This is a genomic window from Ruegeria sp. HKCCSA071 (genome assembly GCF_017872555.1).
Lineage (GTDB): Bacteria > Pseudomonadota > Alphaproteobacteria > Rhodobacterales > Rhodobacteraceae > Ruegeria.
The window spans coordinates 1-1,757 of sequence record NZ_JAEDOX010000029.1 but is presented as its reverse complement, the minus strand read 5'-3'; the positions used below and the strand labels follow the sequence as shown (position 1 = coordinate 1,757).

Here is a 1,757-nt window from a genome sequence, read left to right as displayed (position 1 = left end):
TGCCGCAGGGTTGCATCTGTCCTTTAGGCGCGGCGGGATATGGGGTATCTGGGCGTGCGCACCGTTTCACGGATTTGGAGAACGCAATGATGAAGCGCGCCTGGAACAAGTGGCGATCGGGCTATATGGGCCGGCTTGTCGGTGAGAGCTTTTATGCGCAGGGCGGGCTTTACGGCGTTGCGATCCTGGCGATGATCGCGGTGGCGGTCACCACCGCCGGCTCGGCTTACATGATGGAATATATCGTCGATGCCATGACCAGCCCGGAATTGCGGGGATGGGCGCATGTCATTGCGCTGGGGGTTGTGCTTCTGTTCCTGACCAAGGCGGTGGCCTCGTATATTCAGGCCGTTTTTCTGGCACGCGCGGGCAACCGGATTGTGGCCCAGCAGCAGGAGAAGCTGTACCGCAAGCTGGTCCGGCACGGGGTGTCGTTCTTCTCGACCAATGAATCATCGGATCTGCTGATGCGCACGACCAATGGCGCGCAATCGGCCCGAAGCCTGATCGATGTTCTGGTCACCGGGTTTGTCCGCGATGCCCTGACCCTGGTCGGCCTGATTGTGGTCATGGTGTATCAGCAGCCTGTTCTGTCGGTGATGTTCTTTGTGGTGGGCCCGGTTGCCCTGCTGGGCGTGCGGTATCTGCTGAAAAGCGTGCGCTCGATCATGCAGGCCGAGTTCAAATCGCTGGCAGAGATCATCCGGGTGCTGCAGGAGACCTCGGCGGGGATCAAGGTGATCAAGGTGTTTGCGCTTGAAGATCGCATGATCGACCGAATGGAGACCGCAATCCGGAAGGTCGAACAGCGCTCGAACGACATCGCCCGGCTGCAGGCCATTGCCAGCCCGCTGATGGAGTTTCTGGCCGGTCTGGCGGTTGCCGGGGTTCTCATTGTCAGCACGATGGGCATCGCGGGCACCGAACAGCCGACCGCGGGTCAGCTGATGTCCTTCATCACCGCTTTGCTGATGGCCTATGAACCTGCCAAGCGCCTGTCCAGGATGCGGGTCCAGATTGAAACCTGCATGGTCGGTGTCGGCATGTTGTTCAGCCTGCTGGATCAGGAGGACACGATGGTGGAAAGCCCCCGGGCCCGTGACCTGAGTGACGGCCCCGGACAGATCACGCTGCGCAATGTGACCTTTGGCTATCAGGGCACGGTGCCGGTGATCGACAACATGAGCGCCACTTTCGAGGCCGGGAAAACCACGGCCCTTGTCGGCCAGTCCGGTGGTGGCAAATCCACGTTGTTTGGCCTGATCATGCGGTTTTACGACCCCGATCAGGGCAGCGTCGAGATCGATGGCCAGGACCTGAGGGAGGTCAGCTTTGCCTCGCTGCGGCGGAAAATCTCGTATGTCGGTCAGGACACGTTCCTGTTCTCGGCCTCGGTGATGGACAACCTGCGCTGCTCGGCACCCGAGGCGAGCGATGAAGAGGTGATCGCGGCAGCCCGGGCCGCACATGCGCATCAGTTCATCACCGACCTGCCGCAGGGCTATGAGACCCCGGTGGGCGAAAACGGAACCTTTCTGTCGGGCGGTCAGAAACAGCGCATCGCGATTGCCCGTGCCATTCTGCGCAAGGCCGAAATCCTGCTGCTGGACGAGGCCACAAGCGCGCTGGACGCGGAATCGGAATCGCTGGTCAAAGAGGCGCTGGACGCCCTGACACAGGATGTCACCGTCATCGTCATCGCCCACCGCCTGTCAACCGTGCTGGAGGCAGACAAGATCATCGTCATCCAGGACGGC

1 protein-coding gene is annotated in these 1,757 nt (G+C 61.2%); it reads left to right on the top strand.

What is annotated here, in order from left to right:
• Window positions 1-86: 86 nt before the first annotated feature.
• On the top strand, window positions 87-1,757 hold a 1,671-nt coding region (locus tag I9188_RS20140), incomplete at its 3' end, for an ABC transporter ATP-binding protein (protein ID WP_209599755.1).